A 21,546-nucleotide genomic window follows, 5' to 3' on the forward strand; every position below is an offset into this window, starting at 1 on the left:
ACCTCACCAATTCCTGTCACAAAAAAGCTTTAAAAAAAATGAGGTCAGACGTCTTCACAACGGTTTACATAAGTGATATGATGTAAGCGTATTCAGGTGTAGCGAGGAAGGAGGGGGATGTCATGCGTTCGCAAGTCGAGTTATTTTTGCAGTATATGACGGTTGAGAAACGAATGTCCACGAACACGAGACAAGCCTATGCGAGCGATTTGACCCAGTACTTATCGACACTCACCCAACTCGGGGTGACAGAATGGAATGAAGTCACGCGGGCACACATCGTCAAACATATGGAAGAGTTATCGCAAGCCGGTCGGGCTGCTTCATCACTCCGACGGGCCGTCAGTTCGATTCGGACGTTCCATCATCATTTGAAGATGACAGGTGGTGCAACGACTGACCCGGCACTTTATTTGGAGACGCCGAAAGCGGAACGGCATCTGCCAGACACGTGGTCTCAAGATGAAGTTGAACGGTTACTCGACAGTGTGCCGACGTCAGACCCACTCGCGCTCCGCGATCGGGCCATGCTCGAACTGCTCTACGGAACGGGCATGCGCGTCAGCGAACTTCTTGGGCTCGATTTGGATGATTTACAGTTCGAATTGGGGTATCTACAGTGTGAAGGCAAAGGCGAGAGCGCCCGGATCATCCCGGTGTCATCGGTCGCCCAAGGTTTTGTCGAACGCTATATCCAACAGGCCCGCAACGGGCTCGGCGGTCGGGAGACCGAGGCGTTGTTCTTGAACGGGCGCGGAGGAAGGCTTAGCCGTCAAGGGTTCTGGAAGATGATCAAACGACGGGCCAAAGAGGCCGGCATCCAAAAAGAGATCACGCCACACGTGCTCCGTCATTCGTTCGCGACACATTTGCTCGAGAACGGGGCCGATCTTCGGGCCATCCAACAGATGCTCGGGCATGCAGACCTCTCCACGACTCAAATCTACACACATGTCAATAAAGCACGACTCCACGATGTCTATCGAAAACATCACCCGCGTGCCTAGACACTTAAAGGAGGAACTTTTTGTGAAGAAATTTAAACGTATTTTCTTGGTCGTCATGGACTCGGTCGGGATTGGGGAAGCCCCAGATGCCGACCAGTTCGGTGACGTCGGTTCAGACACGCTCGGGCACATCGCCCGTGAACACGGTGGCTTGAACATGCCGCACATGGGCCGTCTCGGCCTCGCGAACATCAAACCAATCGACGGCATCGAAGTGTCGACGACACCGAGCGCCTACGGTCGCATGGAAGAAATCTCAGCCGGGAAAGACACGATGACCGGCCATTGGGAGATCATGGGCCTTCATATCGATACGCCTTTCCGTGTGTTCGAAGAGTTTCCAGATGACTTGATCAATCGACTCAAAGAGTTTAGCGGACGCGACATCATCGGCAATAAGCCGGCGTCAGGGACAGAGATTTTGGATGAGCTCGGGGAGGAACACGTCAACACAGGTGCCTTGATTGTCTATACGTCGGCTGACTCGGTGCTCCAAATCGCGGCGCACGAAGAAGTCGTTCCACTCGACGAGTTGTATCGCATCTGCGAATACGCCCGTGAAATCACGCGCGAAGACCCGTACATGCTCGGCCGCATCATCGCCCGACCGTTCCTCGGAACGCCTGGCGCGTGGGTCCGTACATCGAACCGTCACGACTATGCGCTCAAGCCGTTCGGCAAGACGGTCATGAACACGCTCGAGACGGCCGGGAAAGATGTGATCGCTCTTGGGAAAATCAGTGACATTTATGACGGTGAAGGCGTCACGAAAGCGATTCGAACGAAATCGAACATGGATGGGATGGACAAACTCGTCGAATCGCTCGATGAAGAGTTCGAAGGACTCTGTTTCTTGAACCTCGTCGACTTTGATGCGCTCTTCGGTCACCGCCGTGACCCAGAAGGCTATGCGATCGCGCTCGAAGAGTATGATGCCCGTCTACCGGAAGTGATGGAGAAGTTGCGTGAAGACGACTTGCTCATCATCACGGCCGACCACGGGAACGACCCGACGGCACCGGGAACGGACCATACGCGTGAATACGTGCCGCTTATCGTCCATCATCATGGCGCGACAGCAGTTGACCTCGGGATTCGAGGAACGTTCGCCGACATCGGCGCCACAGTGGCCGACAACTTCGACGTCGATGCACCAGCACACGGAAAGAGTTTCTTAAACGAAATTTGAGGAGGCATTACTCATGGTAAATTGGAACGAAACAAAGGCATTTTTACAGGAACGCATGAACGGAACACCAGAAATCGGACTCATCCTCGGCTCAGGACTTGGCGTCCTCGCCGACGAGATTGAGAACGCGGTCAAAATCCCTTACGAGGACATCCCGCACTTCCCGGTATCGACCGTCGAAGGACACGCTGGACAACTCGTCTTCGGTGACCTCGAAGGGAAACGCGTCGTCGCGATGCAAGGACGATTCCATTACTATGAAGGTTACTCGATGGAACAAGTGACGTTCCCGGTACGTGTCCTCAAATTGATCGGTGTCGAGACGCTCATCGTCACGAACGCAGCTGGTGCTTGCAACGAGTCGTTCAACCCGGGGGACTTGATGATCATTACGGATCATATCAACTTCTTCGGTACGAGCCCACTCATCGGTAAGAACGCGAGCGACTTCGGAACACGTTTCCCAGATATGTCTGAAGCGTACGATAAAGAACTCGTCACATTGACGGAAGGCGTCGCCACAAAACTTGGACTTTCTGTTCAAAAAGGCGTCTACTTCGGGAACACAGGTCCGACATATGAGACACCGGCCGAAGTGAAGATGGCACGCCTCCTCGGCGGCGACGTCGTCGGCATGTCGACGGTGCCGGAAGTCATCGTGGCCCGTCATTCGGATATGCGTGTGCTCGGCATCTCGTGCGTGTCGAACATGGCAGCCGGGATTTTAGATCAACCGCTCAACCATGAAGAAGTCATCGAGACGACAGAACGCGTCCGCCAAGACTTCCTTTCACTCGTACGCGGCACGATTCAAAGCATGTAACCATTACCCAACTAGGAGGACGAAACTTATGCGCATGGTCGATTTGATTTTGAAAAAACGTAACGGTGGCGAATTGAACGAAGAGGAGATTCGCTTTGTCATTGAAGGCTTCACGAACGAGACGATTCCTGATTATCAGATGTCGGCCCTTTCGATGGCGATTTACTTTAACGGCATGACTGAGAAAGAGACGGCGGCCTTGACGATGGAGATGGTCAAGTCTGGTGACGTCATCGATCTTTCGAACATCCAAGGTAAAAAAGTCGATAAACACTCGACCGGCGGTGTCGGTGACAAAATCAGCTTAATCGTCGCTCCGCTCGTCGCGTCAATCGGAATTCCGGTCGCGAAGATGAGCGGTCGCGGTCTTGGCCATACAGGCGGTACGATTGATAAGCTTGAATCGTTCCCTGGCTTCAACGTCGAGTTGACGGAAGAACAGTTCACGAAGCAAGTGAACGACATCAAGATGTCGATCATCGGTCAGACGGGCAACTTGACGCCTGCCGACAAACGTCTTTACGCACTCCGTGACGTGACGGCGACGGTCGATTCGATTCCGCTCATCGCGAGCTCAATCATGTCGAAGAAGATCGCGGCCGGTGCCGATAGCATCGTCCTCGACGTCAAGACTGGTTCAGGCGCGTTCATGAAGTCGTTCGACGACGCGAAAGCGCTCGCCGAAGAAATGGTCGCCATCGGGAAGAACGTCGGCCGTAAGACGGTCGCCGTCATCACAGACATGGACCAGCCGCTCGGTTTCGAAATCGGGAATGCCAATGAAGTGAAAGAAGCGATTGAAGTCCTCTCAGGCAAAGACGTGACCGACTTGAAGACGATTGCCCTCACGATTGCTGGCCATATGGCGGTACTCGGCGAGTTCTATCAAACGTTCGAGGAGGCGTACGCTGATCTTGAGAAACGGATGGCCGACGGTCATGCCCTCGAAGTGTTCCGTCAGTTCGTCGCGGCACAAGGTGGCGACGCGTCGCTCGTCGATGACTTGTCGAAACTTCCGCAAGCGAAGTATGAGACGACGTTCGTCGCGAAACAAGCAGGTTACGTCGAGTCGATTATCGCTGACGAAGTCGGTGTGGCAGCGATGCTCCTCGGCGCAGGTCGGGCGACAAAAGATGATCAGCTCGACTTCGCGGCCGGTATCACGCTCGAGAAGAAAGTCGGCGACAAGGTCGAGGCCGGCGACGTCATCGCCGTGCTCCGTTCGAACAAAGAAGACATGACGTCTGCGCTCGAGCGGATGGACCATGCGTACACGATCGGTGCGACAGAGCCGACGGCGCGTCCGCTCGTTCACGCTGTCATTCAGTAAGTAGCAGGTCAGAACGTCTGTTTCCACAAAATAGTGGAGACAGACGGTTTTTTTTGATAGAATGGGCAATGTGTGAGTGAGAATGACAATATGAACATAAAGGGGTAACTTGATATGAAAAAAGGATCAATGCAATTAGAGAACGGCGAAATGATTGAATTCGACTTGTTCCACGATGCGGCGCCAATCACGGTCGACAACTTCGAGGAGCTCGCGAACAGCGGCTTCTATAACGGTTTGACGTTCCACCGGGTCATCCCAGGTTTCGTCAGCCAAGGCGGCTGCCCGGACGGGACAGGCATGGGCGGTTCAGGTAAGACGATTCCATGTGAGACGTCGACGTCGTTCCCGTACAAGCATGAAGCCGGTTCGCTCTCGATGGCACACGCCGGACGCAACACGGGCTCGTCACAGTTCTTCATCGTCCATGAGCCACAACCACATCTCGACGGTGTCCACACGGTTTTCGGAAAAGTGACGTCTGGCCTTGAGCACGCGGTCAAACTTCGTCAAGGCACGAAGATGGCCGAAGTTAAAGTTTGGGACGAGAATTGATTTCTGTCTGAACGTTATGACACAATGAGCCATGTCTCTCACGTGTTCACTTAGTGAAACATGAATGACTAAAGGTGGTGAAACCAGCAATGCTGGTGAAATACAAACAATCGTACGAAAAGACGGCGATGGGCTTGCTCGCGTTCTCATGTAGCGACAAATCCCCGCTCGCCTTGCTCGACCTCGTCCGTTCTTACGAAGAAGACCCTGCCAAATTCCTGTATCTGTGGAGAGTCGGGGAAGACTTCGTCGGAATTATCGGGATGGAGCAACAAGAGACGACGATGATGATTCGTCATATCGCACTGTCTCCGTCGTTCCGCGGCGAGAAGCGTTCCTACGAACTGCTCGATGAGACCCGGAACTTATTGCCGCTCGACTTGACGCTTGTCGGTCAAGGCAAGACCGGGGACTTGCTCGAGAAGTGGAACGAAGTCGTCATGTGAAAAAAGCTAGGCTCAGCGCCTAGCTTTTTTGCGTGCCTCAAGCGCTCGGAGTCGCTCGGTGACGACCGGTGTCCGGTCGCGGTATAAATGTTTATGGACGAGCTCATCAAACTTGAGCGTGGTCGGTTCGAAAGTGGGCTTCAAGCGTTCGACGCATTGTCGCGTCTGTTCATTGAGCGGCAGGGTCTCTGAGAGCGGCCAACGTTCCAAGTCACGGACGAACATCGCGCTATCGATGCCGAGGGCTTCGAGGTCGGCGGCGGCCAATGTGAGCTTCTGTTGTAACGCGGCGATGCTCTTTTTCGCCCCGGCTGTGTTGCCACGGCGGGCGTGGTAATGAGCGACAGCGTATTGGATTAAAGCGGCGTATCCGAGATCTTTCCGTCCCCCATCTTGCCATGCTTCCTCGAGCACTTCGTGGCACTCAAAATAATCGGCATGACATTCGAACAATAGCGTATACTGGATAAAAGGCGTCGACATCAAATATCTCCTTTCGTGGTCACGGTACTACAAAACATGTTATACTAAAGCGCAAAAATGTAAATGGCAGGTGTCTCTATGGAAGCGTACAACGTCAAAATCGATACGTTCGAAGGCCCGCTCGACCTGTTGCTCCACTTGATCGGAAAAATGGAGCTCGACATCGCGGACATCTCTGTCTCCGAGGTCACGGATCAGTATGTCGCCTATATCCGGACGATGCAAAAATTTGAACTCGATGTGGCCAGTGAATATTTGGTCATGGCGGCGACGTTGCTCCAATTGAAGAGCAAGCAGCTGTTGCCACCGGTACCGGTCGAAGAGGATGACATTCCCGATTTTGGGGAAGAACCGACCCGGGAAGGGTTGATTCGACAGTTGATTGAATATAAGGCCTACAAGGAAGCGGTCGTGTTCATGCGCGAGCAAGAAGAGTCTCGCCTCGAACTGTATAGCCGCCCTGGGGAGGATTTGACGCGCTACATGTCCGATCTCGTCCAGCCGTACGACGGTCCGCTCAACTTTTCGGACTTGTTGCACGCCTATTCGAAGATGGTCGAACGCAAGCGATGGAAAGAACGCCGCAAAAAGACAATCAAACGCGAAGAACGAACACTTGAAGAGCAGATGACGCGGTTGCACGATTATGTCTCGGCAAAGCGGACAACATCGTTCTTCTCGTTCTTCGAAGAGCGGCCCGATGTATCGGACCTTGTCGTTACGTTCATGGCGCTACTCGAACTGATCAAGTTGCGCGTCGTCACGACCAAACAAGAAGAGCGGGACATTCACATCTCGTTCGTCGAATCGTCAAAGGAAAGGGATGAAGCCGTTGTTGTCTTATGAAACGATTATTGAGAGTCTATTGTTCGTCGTCGGCGAAGAAGGCATGGAAGTGCGGGCCCTCGCGGACACGCTCGACATTTCGGAAGCCGCCGCCCGCGAACAGTTGAGCAAGCTAGAAGCATCGTTCCAAGACTCCGGCCGTCCGTTTCAATTGATTGAGTCGGCGGGCGTATATAAGCTCGTGACGATTCCCGAAGTGTCGGAGTACATCCAACGCTACGTCGGGACGATGGCCGAGCAGGCGCTGTCACGGGCCGCGATGGAGACGCTCGTCATCATCGCGTACAAGCAACCGGTCACCCGGGCTGATATCGAAGAGGTTCGAGGCGTCAAAGTCGAACGCGTCATCCATACGCTGTTATCAAAAGGGTTGATCGAGTCAGCCGGACGGGCCAAGACGATTGGCCGGGCCAAGCTGTATCGGACGACCGAGCATTTCCTGGACCATTTCGGGTTTAATTCACTCGATGAATTGCCCCCATTAACGTTTGAAGACGAGCTCACGGACGAAGGCGATCTGTTCTTCGGCCAGTCGTCTGCGATTACGCAAGAAAGATTGGAGAATGAATAAATGGAACGTTTACAAAAAGTGATTGCCCAAGCAGGTGTCGCCTCACGGCGTAAAGCCGAAGAAATGATTTTAGATGGACGCGTGCGCGTCAATGGAAAAGTCGTGCGCGAACTCGGGACGAAAGTCGGACCGAAGTCTGAAGTCGAAGTCGATGGCGTCAAAATCGAACAAGAAGAGCATGTTTATTATGTGCTCTACAAGCCGAGCGGTTACGTCTCGACGGTCGAAGACGATAAAGGACGGAAAGTCATCACTGACCTTGTCCCGCCCGGATCGCGTGTCTTCCCGGTCGGACGTCTCGACTATAACACGACGGGACTCATCATTTTAACGAATGACGGTGAGTTCTCGAATATGATGACCCATCCGAAGTTCAAGATCCCAAAACGTTATGTCGCGAAAGTGAAGAACATTCCTTCGTATATCGCGATTAAACAACTCGAGTCGGGTGTCGAACTCGATGACGGCTACAAGACGGGTAGCGCCCAAGTGAAGATGAAGACGGTCGACCATAAGAAAAACTCGGCCATCTTAGAAATCGTCATCTCGGAAGGCCATAACCGTCAAATCCGTCGCATGCTCGAAGCAGTCGGTTCAGAAGTCATCAAACTGAAACGCGAACAGTTCGGTTTCTTGACGCTCGACGGTCTCACGACGGGCGAATGGCGTGAACTGTCACGCAAGGAAGTATCGAAGCTACGTGAGCTTGCCAACCCGACCGTACCACCCGTACAACGGGGCAAGAAAAAGAAAAAATAACAACTAAAAAATCGTCCTGAGATAGGATGATTTTTTATTTTGTGGAGATTGTGTGACAAAAAGATGAAAAAAGTCTGTTAATGTGCGTTTTTGGTGTTTTTTCAGTACAATAACAACTAAAGGATGGTGTGAACTCATGACGAAAGAAACAAAGTCGGGTGATCGCATGAACCAGGCGATGGCCCATAAGAAAAAACGGTCATTTTGGCGGCTCATGATTATGACGATGGTCCTGTTCGCAGGAGCGGTCGTTATCATGCAATTGTTTGAACAAGCCGGCAACGACGGACGTATCGAGGCCGGTGACGATGCGCCGAACTTCAAGCTCGTCAGTTTAGACGGGACGACGATGGTCGAGCGTGACACATACGACGGTAAAGGGTTGCTCTTGAACTTCTGGGGCACATTCTGTGAACCGTGTGAGAAAGAGATGCCGGTCGTCCAGGATAACTATGCCGCACTCCAAGACATGGGCGTCGATTTTTGGGCGGTCAACGTCGGCGAGACACCGCTTCGGGTCGATAATTTCGTGAACGGCCTCGGCGTCAAGCTCGACTATCCGATTTTGATGGACACGCGCAGCGAAGTCGAGAAGGCGTACGGGATTTATAACTTGCCGGTCACGTTCGTCATCGATGCCGACGGCAAAGTGATTGAAAAGTACGAAGGTGAACTCACGAAAGAGAAACTGATGGAGTTGGCCGAGAAGTCATTGTAAGCGAACGGGGGGCGCACAAATGCTAGATATGAAATACGACGGCGCCGATTTACGATCGAAGCGTCGTCCACGGTCATGGATTGACCGGGTGTGGAGCTTTTTTGCATCGGTCAAGGTCGGTCTATGGCTCATCGGGCTTATCATCGTCGGGTCGGCGATCGGAACGATTTTCCCGCAAGAGATGTATATTCCGCAACAGTTGCCGGCGAACCAGTATTACACGGACGAGTACGGGACACCGGGTACGATTTACTACACGCTAGGATTCCACAACCTCTATACATCGTGGTGGTACATCACGTTGATCGTGATGCTGACGTTATCGCTCATCGTTGTATCGATTGATCGATTTTTCCCGCTGTATAAAGCGTTGAAATTTCAACCGGTCCGACGTACCGATCGCTTCATGCGCGGACAACGTTTGATTGGTGAGGGAAAAGGGACGGACGAGCAAATCGATGCGTTCGGAGAGGCTTTAAAAGCCAAGCGTTATCAAGTGAAGCGTGATGGGGATGCCTTACTCGCCGAGAAATATCGATTCGGTCGCTGGGGTCCATACGTCAATCACATTGGGCTCGTCATCTTCTTCATCGGGGCGATGCTTCGCGTTTTCCCGGCATTCCATACGGATACGCTCGAATGGGTGCGCGAAGGCGATACGGTTCCGCTCGAAGCGACGGATGATGAATATTATCTTCGCAACGATCAGTTCATCTTAGAGATATATGATCCGGAAAATAACGCGGAAGATGCGAAATTTGCCAAGGCGATCGAGAAAGCGGGCGCAGTCCCGAAAAACTATGAGACGGAATTGACGCTGTTCAAGAAGACCGGGACGAACGAGGACGGATCGCCGCAACTCGAGGAAGTCGATACCGGTTCGACGAAAGTGAACCACCCGTTCAAGTTTGAAAAGTACGAAGTGTATCAAGAACAGTATTCGAGTCGCCTGGAATTCTTGTCGATGTCCTTTAACGTTGCCGATAAAGAGACAGGTGATGTGTATGGACCGTTCACGGTCGATTTGACGAACCCGGAGACGACGTATGACCTCGGAGACGTCACGGTCAAACTGAACGACCTGTATCCTGACTTTGAGGTCAAGGACGGCCAACCGAACACGAAATCGCCACGGGCACTCAACCCGGCGTTCTTCATGGCGATTGACACACCAGACGGCACGACGGAATCGAATTTGATTGGAATTCGTTTAAACGTGGCCGATGAAGATAATCGCTATGTGTTCCAGTTCGCTGGTACGGAGATGGCAAGTACGAGTGGTCTACGCGTCAAGAGTGACTCGACGTATCCGATTTTGATTGTCGGTGGAGTCATCTTCATGATTGGAATTGTCATGGGGATGTATTGGCCGCACCGTCGTATCTGGATTCGCCGACACAATGAGACGGACGTGCTCGTCGCTGGTTTCACCAACAAGAACCCGTCCTCGCTCAATCGCGAAATCACACCGCTCCTAGAGAAAAATGGCCTGCCGATCTGGGAAGATCAGGCACGGTTTGAAAAAAAGACGGACGACAACTCAACCAATGAAAGAGGGGAATCATAATGGAGTGGATTCAGTGGAGCAGTCGTTTGCTCTTTATCGCGTTCATCCTTTACGCTGTCGCGACCGTGTTATTCACGATCGCGGTCAGCGGGATGCGCAAAGGCCGAAACGTCAACCGTATCGCCTACGGCAAATATGCGTTCATTTTGGCCGTCATCGGCTTCATCGCTCAAATGACATATTTTATTTTACGTTGGGTCGGGGTCGGTTATGCACCGGTATCGAACCTGTACGAATACACGACGTTCTTCGGCATGATGATGGTGTTCGGGTTCCTCGTCGTGTACGGGATTTATAAAAATGACGTGCTTGGCTTGTTCGCCATGCCGGTGGCGCTTCTCGTCATCGCTTTCGCTTCGATGTTCTCGAGCGAAGTGGCACCGCTCATCCCGGCCTTGAACAGCGTCTGGTTGAAAATCCACGTCACAACGGCCGCGCTCGGCCAAGGGATTCTCGCCATCAGCTTCGCGTCAGGTCTCATTTTCTTATTGAACGAGACGTCGATGCGGGAACAGTCGAAGTCGCGGACGTGGCTTGAAGTCACGATGTTCGTCCTCATATGTACGCTCGGCTTCATCCTCGTCTCGATGCTCTTCAAGGCGATCGGTGCCGGTGGCGTCGTCGAGTTCACGAACGACCGCGGGACACAAGAGTCGTACGAGTACTTCATGCCGATGTTATTCGTACCGGAAGGGGCTCAGCTCCTCTCTGGTGCGAGCGGACTGTCACTCGAGTTGCCAACGTTCATCAATACGTTGAAGTTGAACACGCTCATCTGGTCGGTCATCGCCGGCGTTGTGATTTATGTAGTGCTCCGTTTCGTCATCTTGCGGAAGCGGATCGCCGAGGCGTTACAACCGCTCGCGAAGAAGGTCGACCTCGACCTCGCTGATGAGATCAGTTACCGCTCGATCGCGATCGGCTTGCCGGTGTTCATTCTCGGCGGACTGATTTTCGCAATGATTTGGGCTCAAATCGCCTGGAACCGTTTCTGGGGCTGGGACCCGAAAGAAGTGTGGGCGCTCATCACGATGCTCATCTATATCTACTATTTACACATGCGCATCCAACGTGGTTGGACGGGGACGAAAGCAGCTTGGTTATGTGTCGGCGGCTTCGCCGTCATCATGTTCAACTTGGTGTTCGTCAACCTCGTCATCGCCGGTTTGCATTCATATGCGTAAACAAAGAAGTCACTTCGGTGACTTCTTTTTTCATGCCGCTGTCAACTGAACGTTGTGAAGCCAAATAATAGAGTGGTATAGTTATGAAAGAGAGCGAAATGTTCACAAATGTGCAACATTCGCTACATCTTGTAATGGTTCTTTAGGAGGTTTAGTGGATGGCTAATAAAACACAAATTTTAGTGGTCGACGACGAGGAAAGAATTCGCCGCCTATTAAAAATGTATTTGGAGCGGGAACAGTACGTGATTGTCGAAGCGACAAACGGGGAAGAGGCGCTTCAACTTGCCCTTGAGCATAACTTTGATGTCATCCTGCTTGATTTGATGATGCCAAAAATGGACGGGGTCGAAGTATGTACCGAGCTTCGGAAATCGAAGGCGACACCGGTTATCATGTTAACGGCGAAAGGCGAAGAAGTCGATCGTGTCCAAGGGTTCGAGGTCGGAGCGGACGATTATATCGTCAAACCGTTCAGTCCGCGCGAAGTCGTCTTGCGCGTCAAGGCGCTCCTTCGACGCTCGGGCTCGACGAAATATTTGCGGACGGCCGAAAAATCAAAAGACTTGATCGTCTTCCCGCATTTGACGATTGACAATGATGCCCACCGCGTCACGGTCGACGGGGAAGAAATCGCACTCACGCCGAAAGAGTATGAGCTCTTGTTCTTTTTGGCCAAGCAAGTCGACAAAGTGTTCTCGCGGGAGCAGCTGTTGAAAGAAGTTTGGAACTATGAATTCTTTGGAGACCTTCGAACGGTCGACACGCACGTGAAACGACTCCGGGAGAAGTTGAACCGGGTCTCTCCAGAAGCCGCGCACATGATTACGACGGTATGGGGTGTCGGTTACAAGTTCGAAGTCGTCAGTGAGTGATGATTCGGCGGAATAGCATCGTCACGAAGCTATGGTTGACGATTCTCGTATTGGTCAGTCTCATCTTGTTCATCGTCTCTGTATTGATGCTCGAGTTTTTCAACTCGTTCCACATCGACCAGGAGCGGGGCCACTTGGCCAAGCTTGGCGGGCAAGTCCAGTCGGTGTTGCTTCAAGAAGGCGACGCGTCACGGACGGTCGACCAAATCATCGAAGTGTATGGTGCGAACTATATATTGGAGAACGGGACGGTCCGTTCGAACTTTGGAACGGAAGTCGACGGACTCATGACGGAGCTCGGACGTCAGGACTGGGAGACGTACCAGGCGGTCGGTGAGACGGCGATTGGAAACTTTTCGTCGTTTGATGATCAGGCGGCACTCGCATACCGGACGACGTTCTCACTCGAGACGGGCGAATACACGCTTTATTTAATCGAACCGCTCGACGCGATCTCAAGTGCGAACGAAGGGGCCCGGACGATCATCTTTTGGACGGTCGCGTCGGCCATCATCGTCACGACCGTGTTCGCCTTCTTCTTATCGACCCGGATTACGGCACCGCTCCGCGAGATGCGTGACGCCGTCAACAAGACGGGAGAAGGTCAGTTCGACTTGCGTCTCGTACAGAAGTCGAATGATGAGATCGGGGAGTTGGCCGGTTCGTTCAATGCGATGAGCAGTCAACTGTCGACGTATGTGAACGCGCTCGATCGGGAACGGCTCCAACTCGCTTCGATCTTACGGTCGATGGCCGATGGGGTCATCACGCTCGATCGTCATGCGAACGTCATCGTGACGAATCCGCAAGCCCTGCCACTCCTAATCGACGAGCAACCGCATGAAGTCGTGTTGTCACTCTATGAGGACGTCGTCGCCGGTGCACCGGAGAAAACGATTGAAGTGAAACAAGACGATCATTATTATACGTTGACGGTGACCCCGCTTCTCGGCGAGGACGATTTTGAAGGCGCGGTCGTCGTCATCCGTGACACGACCGAGAGCCATCGACTCGACAAGATGCGAACCGATTTCGTTGCCAACGTCAGCCACGAGCTACGGACCCCGCTCGTGACGCTCCAAGGGTATTCCGAGGCAATTATCGACGGGATGACCGAGAGTGACGACGCGACGAAAGAGTTCGCGTCCATCATCTATGACGAGTCGCTCCGACTCGCCCGTCTCGTCAACGACTTGCTCGACCTGGCACGAATCGAATCAGGCAAAGAGACGATGCAGTTCACGACGTTCGACCTCGGTGAATTTCTTCCGCGCGTCATGCGCAAGTTCAACCAGATGGCGAACGAAAAAGGCATCGAACTCGTGACAGAGGCCCCTCGTCACGCCATCGAGGCAGACGGGGACCGCTTGGAACAAGTGTTCACGAACTTGATCGGCAACGCCATCGCTCATACCGATTCGGGATCGATTCGGCTCGAGGCGAGCGAGGAAGCGGCCGGCTTCGTGATTCGTTTGTCAGACACAGGCGGCGGCATTCCGAAAGAAGATTTGCCGTTCGTATTCGAACGGTTCTACAAAGCGGATAAAGCTCGGACGAGCGGCGGCAAGACGGGTACCGGCATCGGTCTCGCCATCGTTAAAAACGTCATCGATGCCCATCACGGAACGGTCGACGTCTCGAGCGCGCTCGGGGAAGGGACGACGTTCACGATTCGTCTCCCTTACACGCAACCGCACACATAACGACAATGGTGACTCCTATGGGTCACCATTTGTGGCATAGAGGAGGAAAAGACATGAAGTTGTACACTCGAGGCGGGGACAAAGGCGAGACGTCGCTCATCGGCGGTCGCGTCTTAAAAGTCCATCCGCACATCCAGGCGATGGGGCTGTTAGACGAATTGAACAGCCAAATCGGGCTCGCGCTCGCTCATCAGACGGACGAGACGCTTCGGACCCAGTTGACAAGAATCCAGCATGACTTATTCGACCTCGGCTCGGAGCTGATGTATAAACAAGACCCACCGCAACAAGTCGATATGACAATCGTCACCGAGCTCGAGACGTGGATCGACGAACTCGAGGTGAAATGCCCCGAGCTCGTCCGCTTCATCTTGCCTGGGGGCAGTGTCGGTGCGGCGAGCCTGCACGTGGCGCGCACCGTCTGTCGCCGTGTCGAACGGGAACTCGTCAATGTCGATGCGGCCGTCCGTCAACTCCCGTACTATAACCGGTTGAGCGATTATTTGTTCACGGCGGCCCGTTACGCCAACGTCGTGGCCGGCGTGCCCGACCAAGAATACGCCCGCGGTGCGGACGTGTTCAAAACGAAAAAGAAAAAGGAGTAGATCAACTTATGAAAGGAATCGAACAATTCCAACAACGACTGCACTATTCGGTCTACCCGACCCAAAAATTCAAGACGACGACATGTCTCGTCTCATTCGCGGCTCCGCTGTCGGCCGAGACGATCGCCGACCGGGCCTTATTGCCGTATGTGATGGAGAAAGCGACAGAAGCCTATCCATCGATCGAATTGTTTCACACGCCGCTCGAACAATTATATGACGCGAGCCTTTACGCCGGAGCGTCGAAAGTCGGCAAAGAACATGTCATCCAGTTCCAGCTCGAAGTCGTGAGCGATGCGCTCGTCGGCGAACCGGTGCTCAGTGAGGCGATCAAGCTGCTCGAAGAAGTGCTCCTTCGTCCGAACGCCTATGACGGAGCGTTCCAACCGCTCATCGTCGAACAAGAGGCCCGTCTCCAGCGTCAGCGCGTCGAATCGGTCTACGATGACAAGATGCGCTTCGCCCAGCAACGTCTTCAAGAACTGCTCGGCGGCGAACTCGCCATCCCGTCGTTCGGGACGATCGCGCAATTGGAGCGCGTGACACCTCGGACGCTGTTCACAGCATATGAGTCGATGATTCGTCACGACCGTGTCGATGTCTATGTCGTCGGCGACGTGAATCGTGAGCAAGTGACGGATGCGTTCGCGCCTCTAGAAGGACTCGGGGAGCGATTCGTCCGTCAGTATCCGCAACCGGTCGACCGCGAGTTCCAACGCCTCGAAGAAGATCAACCGATCAATCAGAGCAAATTGCACCTCGCCTATCAAGTCGACATCGACCCGCGGAGCGAGGACGCCGTGCGAATGCAAGTCGTCAACGGGCTGTTCGGTGGCTTCCCGCATTCGAAACTGTTCATGAACGTGCGGGAAAAAGAGAGCCTAGCCTACTATGCCGCCTCGCAGTACAGCTCGCTCAGCCGGATGCTATTTGTCTACGCCGGGATTGACGCCTCGAACCAGGCGAAGACCGAGGCGATCATCGCCGACCAACTCGCCGACCTCCAGGCCGGTAAATTTGAAGACGAGACGCTCGAACAGACGAAAGCGATGCTGTACCATCAACGTCGTCAACTCGGAGACAACCCACGCCAACTCATTGCTTGGATGAGCGGTTCGGATATCCGTCCGTTCTCGCTCGAGGAAGAGATGGCGATTATCGAACGAACGTCGCGTCAAGATGTGGCCGCACTCGCGAACCGATTGACGCTACAGGCCGTCTATTGTCTAAAGGGGGGAACTGTATGAAACTCGATTTTCCAAACGTTGGAGAGACGCTCCATCACACCGTCCTCGAGAACGGATTGACGGTCTATCTATTGAAAAAGAGCGGTTATGAGAAGACGTATGCCACGTTCACGACGAAATACGGGTCGATCGACCGACGCTTTAAAACGGGAGACTGGGTCGATGTGCCAGACGGGATCGCCCATTTTCTCGAGCATAAGATGTTCGAGAAAGAAGACGGAGACGTGTTCCAACAGTTCGGACGCCTCGGCGCGTCGGCGAACGCGTTCACGTCGTTCACCCGGACGGCGTACTTGTTCGGTGCGACGTCGAACGTCAGCGAGAACTTGAAGACGTTGATCGATTTCGTCCAAACCCCGTACTTCACGGAAGCATCGGTCGAGAAAGAGAAAGGCATCATCGGTCAAGAGATTCAGATGTACCAAGACAATCCGGGCTGGCGCCTCTACTTTGGTTTGATTGAGGCGATGTACGCCGAACACCCGGTCAACATCGATATCGCCGGCACGATCGACTCGATCAGTGCCATCACAGCGGACGATTTGTATCGTTGCCATCAGGCGTTCTATCATCCGAGCAACATGGTGCTGTTCGTCGTCGGGAATATCGATCCGGATGCGATCCTCGCTGAAATCAGCGCCAACCAGGCGGCGAAGACGTTCGACGCGCCGCTATTGACAGCGCGTGAAGTAATCGAGGAGCCCGAGACGGTCCATATGACGGAACGGGTCATCGAGATGGACGTCTCGGTATCGAAAGTGATGATCGGCTATAAAGATACGCCGCGTCCCGGCAAAGACGGGATGAAGCAAGAACTCATCGTCGAGCTCCTCATGCACGCCTTGTTTGACACGACGGCCCCGCTCTATGCGGAACTGTATGCCGAAGGATTGATTGATGACGCGTTCTCTTTCGACTATACGTCAGAAGAGACGTTCGCCTTCGCCGTCCTCTCGATGGAAACGCCGCACGTCGAGACGTTCGTCGACCGCATCACGTCCGCTCTCGAGCGTCCACTCGAACTCGGTAGCGAGACACTTGATCGCAAGAAGCGCATGATGAAAGGACAGTTTTTGAAGGCACTCAACTCCCCAGAGTTTATCGCCAACCAGTTCTCACGCTACGCGCTCAGCGGCGGCAACATGTTCGACATCCCAGACTTGCTCGATGCGATCACGCTTGACGACTTGTATGCGGCGTATGACCGTCTGTTCCAAGCCGATCACCGGACGGTCTGTGTCGTCAAGAAACCGTGACGACGCTCATCACAGGAGCGAGCGGAACAATCGGTCGTGCCGTCGCCCTGTCGTTCCGTGACGATAATCTCATCTTGCAGGCGCATTCCCAGACGGAGTCGCTTCGAGCGTTCGTTTCACGCGAACAGTTGACGGCCGATGTCGTCACATGTGACCTTGACGATGAAGCAGGACTCGAAGCGTGGCTCGATACCCTCGGACCGGTCGACCGCGTCGTTCACGTCGCAGGTAACCATGCCTACGGTCTGCTCGTCGACCAGTCGCTCCTCGAGCTCGATCGGCTGTATCGCATTCATGTCCGCTCGATGGTTAGGCTCGTGCAACATGTGGTCGCACAGAAACCGTACGACCGCCCGCTCGATATCGTCGTCGTCTCGAGCGTCTGGGGTGAGGTCGGTGCGGCCGGCGAAGTGCTCTATTCGACGGTCAAGGCCGCCCAACTCGGATTCGTCAAGGCGTTTGCCCGCGAGGCCGGACCGTTTCACGTCCGGATCAATGCGGTCACGCCGGGGTGGATTGACACCCCGATGAATGATACGGTAGAAGAGACGAAACAAACGGCACGCGATGAGATTCCGCTCGGCCGGTTAGGGGGGGCCGAGGAAGTGGCGGAGACGATTCGCTTTCTCTGTTCTCCGGCCGCCTCGTACATGACCGGCACCGTGCTCCGGATCGACGGCGGTTGGGTGTAAAACTTTGTCGGCTCGGTTGAAACGAGTTCTTTTCAATTCTTCTAAAATAATTTAGAATGAACAAGGTAGCGAGCACACATCAGAAAGGGTGGACGAGATGGATCATAAGTTCGAAGAATGGTATCTCGAATATGAACTTTGCCAAAATCGACCCGGTATCCTCGGGGATATCGCCTCACTGATGGGGATGCTTCAAATCTCAATCGTGACGATCAACGGCGTCGATCTACAGCGCCGCGGCATGCTGTTAAAGGCACCGGCGGCCGATCACGTCCATCGTCTGGAACATATTTTACGCAAGATGGAAGCCATCGTCGTCATCAAATTAAGGCGACCGAAACTCCGGGACCGGATCGCGATTCGACACGGACGCTACATCGAGCACGACAATGACGACAAGAAGACGTTCAAATTCGTCCGTGAGGACTTGGGTGTCCTCGTCGACTTTGTCGCCGAACTGATGAAAGAAGAACGGCACTTGTTGATCGGGGTGCGCGGCAACCCGCGTGTCGGAAAGACCGAGTCGATCGTGGCGGCGAGCGTCTGTGCGAACAAGCGCTGGCTGTTCCTATCGTCGACGCTCATGAAGCAGACGGTGCGGACGTCGCTGTTCGAGGAAGAACGCGAAGGGGACCACGTCTACATCATCGACGGTGCCGTCTCGACGCGGACAATGGACGAACGCCATCGGCAGTTGATTCGCGAAGTCATGCGACTTCCGTCCGTCAAGGTCATCGAACATCCGGATCTTTACGTGCGCAACACCGACTGTGTGTTCGAAGACTTTGATTACATCATCGAATTGAGGAACTCACAAGATGAGGAAATCATCATTCCTCAAGAGACACATCGTGAGGCAGAATGGTTTGAATAACTACTTGAATGGAAGGTGTGGACCCCTGTGACAGAACTAGGGACTTTTTTGAAACAAAGGCGTGAGGCGAGCGGTTTGACGCTCGACCAAATCCAGCAGACGACGAAGATTCAAAAACGCTATATCATCGCAATCGAGGAAGGTGATTACAAAAATCTCCCTGGCTCGTTCTATGCACGGGCGTTCATTAAAACGTATGCGGAATCGTTAGGACTCGATGTCGATGAACTGTACGAGACGTATGCGAAAGACTTGCCGAAAATCGAGCCGCAACCGACCGTTCAATTGTCGCGAAAACAAACCTACTCGAAAGCGTCCGAGACGTCGAGCCGTGTCTCACGTTGGGTACCGAAAGTCATGCTCGTGCTCGTCGCGTTCCTCTTGATGACGGCCGTCTATTACGTCGTCCGAAATCTTGATTTTGGTGATCAGAACGCGTCACCGGCTGAGCCGTCAAACTCGGGCGTGACGATTGACCAAAACAAGGATGTTCCGAAAGAAGAACCGGTTGAAGAAGAACCGGTCGTGGAAGAGCCGGTCGAAGAAGAGCCTGCCGAAGAGACGGGACCGATCGCGGTCGCGACGACGAGCGGCGCCGACCTCACGTATGAGATTGCGACAGCTGATAAATTGACGACGGAGATTCATGTGAAAGAGTCGCCGGCGACATATGTCGGCGTCCGTGACACATCGCTCGAGGGCCCGTTCCTCGCACCGGAATATCCGAACCAGTCGAAGCAGAACCCAATCGTCATCGAGGACGCGGAAACGGATACGCTCCGCATCCGGATCGGCTTGATTGGTGGGGTCGAGAAAATTGTTGTCAATGGCCGGGAGCTTGAACTAGCGGACTCGCCGGTCACACAAAATATATTTGTAAAGAGAGTCGACGCAGAATAAGTTGACTCTCCTTCTGGAGGAGGAGTTCTCGATGAACCTACCTAACCGTTTGACGATGTTACGGGTATTGCTCATTCCCGTGTTCGTCGTCTTACTCGCTGTAGATTTTGATTGGGGAGACATCGCTTTCCTCGGAGCGGATGTTCCGCTCCATCAATTCATCGCCGGTGTCGTGTTTACGATCGCCGCTATCACTGACTGGCTGGATGGATATCTCGCCCGTAAGCACAACTTGGTCACTAACTTCGGGAAGTTCATGGACCCGCTCGCTGACAAACTGCTCGTCACGGCGGCACTCGTCCTGCTCGTTGAGATGGATCTCGTCGCGGCTTGGGTCGTCGTTGTCATCCTATCACGTGAATTCGCGGTGACGGGACTTCGTCTCGTGGCGGCCGATGAAGGAATCGTCGTCGCGGCCGGGAAGTCGGGGAAAGCGAAGACATGGGTCCAGCTCTTTGCCATCATCTTCCTGTTGTTCGGCAACCCGATTTTCAGCTACGTCGGCATCCCGTTCGGCGAATGGGCCATGTGGCTCGCGCTCGCCTTGACGATTTACTCAGGGGCCGAATATTTCGCACAAAATTACAAGATCATTGTAAAGTCGATGTAACCGTCGGCACAGACGAGTTGTTCAGCTTGGCCGAACAGCTCGTTTTTTTATTTGGGGGGAGGAATTTGGATGAAACGGACCGAAATCATTGCGGTAGGATCTGAACTGCTCTTAGGGGAAATCACAAACACGAACGCCCGTTACTTGTCAGAACAACTATCGAAATACGGGCTGTCCGTCCTGTATCATGTAGTCGTCGGGGATAACGGGGAGCGTTTAAGAGCGACGTTCGAACAAGCGCAGGCCCGAAGTGAGCTCGTTATCGTCACCGGGGGCCTCGGACCGACGGCGGATGACATCACGAAGACGACGCTCGCCGACGTGCTCGGCCGTCCACTCGTCCGTGACGAGGCCTCGCTCGAGACGATTCGTCATTTCGTCGCTTCCCGAGGTCGTGAAATGAACGAAGGGGACGCGCGGCAAGCCGACGTCTTGTCCGGTGCCGAGGTGCTTGATAATCCGGTCGGTCTCGCGCCGGGCATGTGGATTGAAGAAGACACGACGTGGCTGTTACTGCCGGGCGTCCCTTGGGAGATGCAAGCGATCGTCGAGGCCACGTTCCCGAGCAAGTTCACAGGGGCGACGATTCTTTCGGAGTCGCTCCGATTCTACGAGATTGGCGAGTCGGCGCTTGATGCGGCGGTCGCTGATTTGATGACCGGGTCGAACCCGACGGTCGCCCCGTATGCCGAGTCGGGCGAGTCACGGCTTCGAATCAGTGCTCGGGCCGGAACGGAGTCCGAGGCACGGCAGATGATTGAGCGAGTCAAACAAGATATTTTGGAGCGGGTCGGCCAGTATTACTTCGGTTCGAACGACGATACGCTCGCCACCCGGCTGATTCAAGCGTTGCAAGCGCGCAAAGCGACGCTGTCGATTGCCGAGTCGCTCACAGGCGGTCAAGCTCAAGCGATGCTGACAGCTGTGCCAGGAGCTTCGTCCGTTTTCAAGGGCGGAGTCGTCACATACTCGGACGAGCTAAAAAATAGGTTTTTAGGGGTATCTCTTGATACAATTGAATCACACTCGGTCGTCTCAAAAGAAGTTGCCTTTGAAATGATCCTCGGCTTGATTCGTCAGACCGGGACGGATTATGGACTGGCGTTCACCGGTGAGGCCGGACCGACGTCAAGTTCGGGTCAACCGGTCGGAAAAGTGTTCATCGGTATCCGGTCACCGGCCGGGATCGACGTGATTGAACGCGACTATCCGCATCAAGAGCGGCGTGTCATTCAAGCTCGGGCTACGAAAGACGGGATGTGGGCGCTCCTGCAACGAATGAAAAAAGGCGAATAAACGTTCGCAA

23 protein-coding genes are annotated in these 21,546 nt (G+C 53.8%); 22 read left to right on the plus strand and 1 reads right to left on the minus strand.

What is annotated here, in order from left to right; all coding sequences use genetic code 11:
- The first annotated feature begins 122 nt into the window (after nt 1-122).
- The 6 genes from xerD (at nt 123) to DPV68_RS06980 (ending at nt 5,350) form a co-directional block, all read left to right on the plus strand.
- Nucleotides 123-1,007, plus strand: a complete 885-nt coding sequence (gene xerD / locus DPV68_RS06955) for a site-specific tyrosine recombinase XerD (protein WP_114166052.1) — start codon at nt 123-125, stop codon at nt 1,005-1,007.
- Entirely contained in the window at nt 976-2,196 is a 1,221-nt protein-coding gene (gene deoB, locus DPV68_RS06960) for a phosphopentomutase (protein ID WP_370447069.1), read from the plus strand. The genes xerD and deoB overlap by 32 nt, the downstream gene beginning before the upstream one ends.
- A gap of 13 nt (nt 2,197-2,209) precedes the next feature.
- Complete coding sequence (locus tag DPV68_RS06965) at nt 2,210-3,019, plus strand: purine-nucleoside phosphorylase (protein WP_114166054.1); 810 nt, start codon at nt 2,210-2,212, stop codon at nt 3,017-3,019.
- 28 nt (nt 3,020-3,047) lie between these two features.
- A complete protein-coding gene (locus tag DPV68_RS06970; RefSeq protein ID WP_114166055.1) occupies nt 3,048-4,349 on the plus strand; it encodes a pyrimidine-nucleoside phosphorylase in 1,302 nt (433 codons plus the stop codon).
- A 114-nt stretch (nt 4,350-4,463) separates the two neighbouring features.
- Complete coding sequence (locus tag DPV68_RS06975; protein ID WP_114166056.1) at nt 4,464-4,904, plus strand: peptidylprolyl isomerase; 441 nt, start codon at nt 4,464-4,466, stop codon at nt 4,902-4,904.
- Between the two features lie 89 nt (nt 4,905-4,993).
- The gene (locus DPV68_RS06980; protein ID WP_114166057.1) at nt 4,994-5,350 is read left to right on the plus strand and encodes a GCN5 family acetyltransferase; all 357 of its coding nucleotides are present in this window, start codon (nt 4,994-4,996) and stop codon (nt 5,348-5,350) included.
- A 12-nt stretch (nt 5,351-5,362) separates the two neighbouring features.
- On the opposite strand, the gene DPV68_RS06985 is transcribed toward DPV68_RS06980, so the two are convergent.
- A complete protein-coding gene (locus DPV68_RS06985; RefSeq protein WP_114166058.1) occupies nt 5,363-5,833 on the minus strand; it encodes a DUF309 domain-containing protein in 471 nt (156 codons plus the stop codon).
- A gap of 78 nt (nt 5,834-5,911) precedes the next feature.
- On the opposite strand from DPV68_RS06985, the gene DPV68_RS06990 reads away from it, so the two are divergent.
- The 16 genes from DPV68_RS06990 (at nt 5,912) to DPV68_RS07065 (ending at nt 21,536) form a co-directional block, all read left to right on the plus strand.
- On the plus strand, nt 5,912-6,679 hold the full coding sequence (locus DPV68_RS06990; RefSeq protein ID WP_114166059.1) for a segregation and condensation protein A: 768 nt from the start codon (nt 5,912-5,914) through the stop codon (nt 6,677-6,679).
- On the plus strand, nt 6,657-7,250 hold the full coding sequence (scpB, locus tag DPV68_RS06995) for an SMC-Scp complex subunit ScpB (RefSeq protein WP_198662265.1): 594 nt from the start codon (nt 6,657-6,659) through the stop codon (nt 7,248-7,250). Before DPV68_RS06990 ends, scpB begins: the two co-directional genes overlap by 23 nt.
- Entirely contained in the window at nt 7,251-8,009 is a 759-nt protein-coding gene (locus DPV68_RS07000; RefSeq protein WP_029595326.1) for a pseudouridine synthase, read from the plus strand. It begins immediately after the preceding gene.
- Nucleotides 8,010-8,145: 136 nt separating this feature from the next.
- Nucleotides 8,146-8,727: a redoxin domain-containing protein gene (locus DPV68_RS07005; protein ID WP_029595327.1), complete on the plus strand. Its 582-nt coding sequence runs from the start codon at nt 8,146-8,148 to the stop codon at nt 8,725-8,727.
- 19 nt (nt 8,728-8,746) lie between these two features.
- Nucleotides 8,747-10,294, plus strand: coding sequence for a cytochrome c biogenesis protein ResB (resB, locus tag DPV68_RS07010; protein ID WP_232819540.1), 1,548 nt, complete (start codon nt 8,747-8,749; stop codon nt 10,292-10,294).
- The gene (gene ccsB / locus DPV68_RS07015) at nt 10,294-11,478 is read left to right on the plus strand and encodes a c-type cytochrome biogenesis protein CcsB (protein ID WP_114166060.1); all 1,185 of its coding nucleotides are present in this window, start codon (nt 10,294-10,296) and stop codon (nt 11,476-11,478) included. Before resB ends, ccsB begins: the two co-directional genes overlap by 1 nt.
- Nucleotides 11,479-11,636: 158 nt before the next feature.
- Nucleotides 11,637-12,353 carry a response regulator transcription factor gene (locus DPV68_RS07020; RefSeq protein ID WP_114166061.1) on the plus strand — a complete coding sequence of 239 codons (717 nt, stop codon included), beginning with the start codon at nt 11,637-11,639 and terminating at the stop codon, nt 12,351-12,353.
- Nucleotides 12,353-14,056 (plus strand): ATP-binding protein, encoded by a 1,704-nt coding sequence (locus DPV68_RS07025; protein WP_114166062.1) that lies wholly within the window; start codon nt 12,353-12,355, stop codon nt 14,054-14,056. Before DPV68_RS07020 ends, DPV68_RS07025 begins: the two co-directional genes overlap by 1 nt.
- Nucleotides 14,057-14,109: 53 nt before the next feature.
- Complete coding sequence (locus DPV68_RS07030; protein WP_114166063.1) at nt 14,110-14,661, plus strand: cob(I)yrinic acid a,c-diamide adenosyltransferase; 552 nt, start codon at nt 14,110-14,112, stop codon at nt 14,659-14,661.
- Between the two features lie 8 nt (nt 14,662-14,669).
- On the plus strand, nt 14,670-15,908 hold the full coding sequence (gene yfmF / locus DPV68_RS07035) for an EF-P 5-aminopentanol modification-associated protein YfmF (protein ID WP_114166064.1): 1,239 nt from the start codon (nt 14,670-14,672) through the stop codon (nt 15,906-15,908).
- The gene (yfmH, locus tag DPV68_RS07040) at nt 15,905-17,164 is read left to right on the plus strand and encodes an EF-P 5-aminopentanol modification-associated protein YfmH (RefSeq protein WP_114166065.1); all 1,260 of its coding nucleotides are present in this window, start codon (nt 15,905-15,907) and stop codon (nt 17,162-17,164) included. Before yfmF ends, yfmH begins: the two co-directional genes overlap by 4 nt.
- Nucleotides 17,161-17,856 carry an elongation factor P 5-aminopentanone reductase gene (ymfI, locus tag DPV68_RS07045; protein WP_114166066.1) on the plus strand — a complete coding sequence of 232 codons (696 nt, stop codon included), beginning with the start codon at nt 17,161-17,163 and terminating at the stop codon, nt 17,854-17,856. Before yfmH ends, ymfI begins: the two co-directional genes overlap by 4 nt.
- Before the next feature lie 97 nt (nt 17,857-17,953).
- On the plus strand, nt 17,954-18,730 hold the full coding sequence (locus DPV68_RS07050) for a YmfK family protein (protein ID WP_021067616.1): 777 nt from the start codon (nt 17,954-17,956) through the stop codon (nt 18,728-18,730).
- A gap of 48 nt (nt 18,731-18,778) precedes the next feature.
- Nucleotides 18,779-19,630: a helix-turn-helix domain-containing protein gene (locus tag DPV68_RS07055; protein WP_232819541.1), complete on the plus strand. Its 852-nt coding sequence runs from the start codon at nt 18,779-18,781 to the stop codon at nt 19,628-19,630.
- 31 nt (nt 19,631-19,661) lie between these two features.
- Nucleotides 19,662-20,240: a CDP-diacylglycerol--glycerol-3-phosphate 3-phosphatidyltransferase gene (gene pgsA / locus DPV68_RS07060; protein WP_114166068.1), complete on the plus strand. Its 579-nt coding sequence runs from the start codon at nt 19,662-19,664 to the stop codon at nt 20,238-20,240.
- A 69-nt stretch (nt 20,241-20,309) separates the two neighbouring features.
- Nucleotides 20,310-21,536: a competence/damage-inducible protein A gene (locus DPV68_RS07065; RefSeq protein WP_114166069.1), complete on the plus strand. Its 1,227-nt coding sequence runs from the start codon at nt 20,310-20,312 to the stop codon at nt 21,534-21,536.
- Nucleotides 21,537-21,546 lie beyond the last annotated feature (10 nt).

This window comes from Exiguobacterium sp. TNDT2, from assembly GCF_003331145.1.
In the GTDB taxonomy this organism is placed as follows: Bacteria; Bacillota; Bacilli; order Exiguobacteriales; family Exiguobacteriaceae; genus Exiguobacterium.